The 3792-nt window shown below is 43.1% G+C and carries 3 protein-coding genes; 2 read left to right on the top strand and 1 reads right to left on the bottom strand.

Annotated elements, in window-relative coordinates; all coding sequences use genetic code 11:
- Window positions 1-879, top strand: an 879-nt coding sequence (gene serS / locus A3761_RS16540; protein ID WP_068750532.1) for a serine--tRNA ligase, incomplete at its 5' end; no start/stop codon positions are given.
- A 31-nt stretch (window positions 880-910) separates the two neighbouring features.
- Window positions 911-2311 (top strand): siroheme synthase CysG, encoded by a 1401-nt coding sequence (cysG, locus tag A3761_RS16535; protein WP_068634485.1) that lies wholly within the window; start codon window positions 911-913, stop codon window positions 2309-2311.
- Between the two features lie 73 nt (window positions 2312-2384).
- Here cysG and A3761_RS16530 read toward each other — a convergent pair whose 3' ends face one another.
- On the bottom strand, window positions 2385-3449 hold the full coding sequence (locus A3761_RS16530; RefSeq protein ID WP_068509085.1) for a 3-deoxy-7-phosphoheptulonate synthase: 1065 nt from the start codon (window positions 3447-3449) through the stop codon (window positions 2385-2387).
- Window positions 3450-3792: the final 343 nt, after the last annotated feature.

The following is a 3792-nucleotide window of genomic DNA, read 5'->3' as shown; positions in this document are numbered from 1 at the left end:
GATTTCGAGGTTAAAGATCACGTAGCTTTAGGTGACATCAATAAACAATTAGACTTTGAAACTGCAAGTAAATTGACCGGTTCACGTTTTGTGGTGATGCGCGGACAGTTAGCCAAGCTTCATCGTGCTTTAGCGCAGTTCATGCTTGATACGCATTCAGCTGAAAATGGTTATGAAGAAGTCTACCTTCCTTACGTTGTTAATAGTGACTCATTGTTCGGAACTGGTCAGTTACCGAAGTTTGAAGAAGATTTATTTAAATTGCATGCAGACAGAGAGTTTTACTTAATCCCGACGGCAGAGGTTCCTGCAACCAATATTGTTCGCGATGAGATTATCGACTCGGCCAAGCTGCCTATCAAACTTGTTTGCCATACACCATGTTTTAGAAGTGAGGCTGGATCCTATGGTCGTGATGTGCGCGGTATGATTCGTCAGCATCAATTCGACAAGGTTGAGATGGTTCAGATCGTTAAGCCGGAAGATTCAGCCCAAGCACTAGAGGCCTTGACGGGACATGCTGAAGGTATTTTACAAAAGCTGGGTTTGCCGTACCGAAAAGTATTGTTGTGTGGTGGTGACCTGGGCTTTTCTGCTGTGAAGACCTACGATCTTGAAGTTTGGCTGCCCGGACAGAAAGCCTATCGTGAGATTTCCTCTTGCAGTAATACAAAGGATTTTCAGGCTCGTCGTATGCAGGCTCGATACCGCTCTCCTGAAATGAAAAAACCACAACTTGTTCATACTTTAAATGGTTCTGGTCTAGCGGTCGGTCGTACGATGATTGCGGTGATGGAGAACTATCAGCAAGAAGATGGTTCGATTAAAGTTCCTGAAGTGCTTGTTCCTTATATGGGCGGACTTGAAGTCATTGCTTAGTTTATCAACGGTCTGTAACTGAGGAGTCACGATGGATTTTTTACCACTTTTTTTTAGTTTAAAAGGTAGTCGTGTCCTTGTGGTCGGAGACTCCGCAGCTGCTGCACGTAAAATAGAAGTATTACTTAAAACCAAGTGCAAAGTACGCTTGGCTACAGACACTCTGACCGATCAAGGCTTAAAAGCATTGGTCGAAACTAATGACATAGAGCGTGTTTCGCTGACTGCAGAGAGCCCTAATAATGATTTGGTCTGGGGGCGTATCAGCTTAGCTGTCGCAGCGTCTGAAGATAAGGTTGTTAATGAAGCTATAGCAAAGACTGCTAAGCAGAGAAATATCCCGATTAACGTCGTTAATCGAGTAGATATTAGTGATTTCGTATTTCCTTCTATTATTGACCGCTCACCTGTTATTGCCGCGGTATCTAGTAGTGGTGAATTGCCTATTTTAACGCGTTTGGTTCGTAGTCGTTTAGAGGCAAACCTTCCACATGCTTTTGGCCGTATGGCGATGATCGCTAAAAAGTACCGGCAGCAGGTACGTGAGGGTGTTGATGGTATTAATGCGAGAAGGCGCTTTTGGGAAAAACACTTGGAAGGTAAGTTCTCTGAGTTGGTTTTTTCAGGAAAGGAAGAAGACGCTGTTGACCTATTAGAGTCTGCCATTGAAGATCTTTCTTCTACTGCGCCAAGTAATGACGGTGAGGTTTACTTGGTCGGCGCAGGGCCCGGAGATCCCGACTTATTAACGTTCAAGGCTTTGCGCTTGATTCGCCAGGCAGATATCGTTTTGTACGATCGTTTGGTATCTGAACCAATATTAGAGCTTGTCAGGCATGATGCGGAGCGTATTAATGTTGGAAAGGAGCGTTCAAATCACCTTGTCCCACAAGAGTCGATTAACGAATTGCTTGTTAAGTACGCAAAGCAGGGTAAGAGAGTACTGCGTTTGAAAGGCGGCGACCCATTTATATTTGGTCGTGGTGGCGAAGAAATAGAAACGCTGGCAGAAGAGGGAGTGAGTTTCCAGGTTGTGCCAGGAATTACTGCTGCATCGGGCTGTTCCGCTTATTCAGGCATACCTTTAACTCATCGCGACTATTCTCAATCGGTACGTTTTGTTACTGGCCACTTAAAGAACGATACTTGTGATCTTCCCTGGCATGAATTAGTTCAGGAGAATCAGACCCTGGTTTTTTATATGGGCTTAACGGGGCTTGCAACCATCTGTTCATCTCTGATTGAGAATGGGATGCGTACTGATAAGCCTATAGCTCTGGTTTCCAAAGGGACAACAAGGCATCAAAAGGTTTATGAAGGAACGCTGTCAACTATTGTGGATATTATCAAGAACCAAAAGGTTGCCGCTCCGACTTTAATTATTATTGGCGATGTTGTTAGCTTGCGCGATAAGCTGAAATGGTTGGAGTGACCATTTGTGCTTATCAATAAAAAAGCCGCTCAGATTGAGCGGCTTTTTTATTACTTTAAATCGTTTGAACTGTTTATCGCTTAGGTAGCACGTCTTTTAGTTTCTCGTGCATTTCCAGTAACGATTTTTCAGTTGTCTCCCAGTCGATACAAGCATCGGTAACTGATACGCCGTACTCAAGCTGAGATAAATCTTCAGGAATCGATTGGTTACCAAACTTAAGATTGCTCTCAACCATAATGCCAACGATAGATTTGTTGCCGTCGATGATCTGATTGCAAACGTCCTGCATAACCAGTGGCTGCAGGTTAGCATCTTTGTTTGAGTTTGCGTGGCTGCAATCAATCATTATGTTCTTACTAAGTTTTGCTTTCTCAAGTTCCTGCTCGCATAGTGCAACGTTAACTGAGTCATAATTAGGTTTACCGCCACCACCACGCAAGACAACGTGAGAATATGGGTTGCCTTTAGTGCGAACTACCGATACTTGTCCTTCGCGATTAATCCCTAAAAAGCTATGAGGGTGTGATGCAGATTTAAGTGCATTCATCGCAACGCCAAGGCCGCCGTCTGTGCCATTCTTAAAGCCGATTGCAACTGACAAACCGCTACTCATTTCGCGGTGTGTTTGGGACTCTGTGGTACGCGCACCAATAGCAGACCAGGAAATTGTATCTTGCAAGTATTGTGGTGAGATTGGATCAAGTGCTTCGGTAGCGGTAGGTAGGCCCATATCGCAAATGTCTATTAGTAGTTGGCGGCCAATATGCAGGCCTTCTTCAACTTCAAATGAATCATTTAGGTGAGGGTCATTGATAAGACCTTTCCATCCAACAGTTGTTCGAGGTTTTTCAAAATAGACACGCATCACGATGTACAGGGAGTCAGATACTTTGTCGGACAAAGCTTTCAGCTTTTTTGCGTATTCCTTAGCAGCATCAACGTCATGAATTGAGCAAGGGCCAATGACGACAAAAATTCGATGATCCTTTCGGTCAAGAATATCGTTAATTGTCTGACGCCCATTTGTCACAGATTCGATTGCTTTTTCTGTAAGTGGAATCTCTTTCTTTAACTGCTCGGGTGTGATTAACACTTCGTGAGAAGCGATATTTACGTTATCTAATTTGTTGCTCATTTTCTCTCAACTTATCCCAAAAACTATTAGGCTGCTTGATTCGTGAATTCTAGTGCAAGAATAAACCTGCTATCCAAGGTTGTTTTTCTAACGATAGACGGAACTGTAAAAATTAAAAGTAATGTTGCTGGATACAGGGATGGATTGCAATGATGTAGAGCAACTAAAAATGTATTTTTTTACAGCGTATTGAATATAGATAACTATAATGAAGCGTATGGAAAAAATTAATGCAGTAATTTCTTCGTGAGCCGCCTTAGTAATGACTTGAGTTTTGTGAGGGCTTTGTGTCAAAAGCTACGTGTGCCTGAGCTTAAGTATCTACAGGATTTTGGCACTAGTA

The organism is Oleiphilus sp. HI0123 (assembly GCF_001635315.1).
Note: the sequence above shows the minus strand (reverse complement) of the source record. Positions and strands in the feature narration are given on the sequence as shown.

Excerpts from the sequence above, each read along its gene's own strand:
- cysG (WP_068634485.1), top strand. The coding sequence starts at position 911 with ATGGATTTTTTACCACTTTTTTTTAGTTTAAAAGGTAGTCGTGTCCTT.
- A3761_RS16530 (WP_068509085.1), bottom strand. The coding sequence starts at position 3,449 with ATGAGCAACAAATTAGATAACGTAAATATCGCTTCTCACGAAGTGTTA.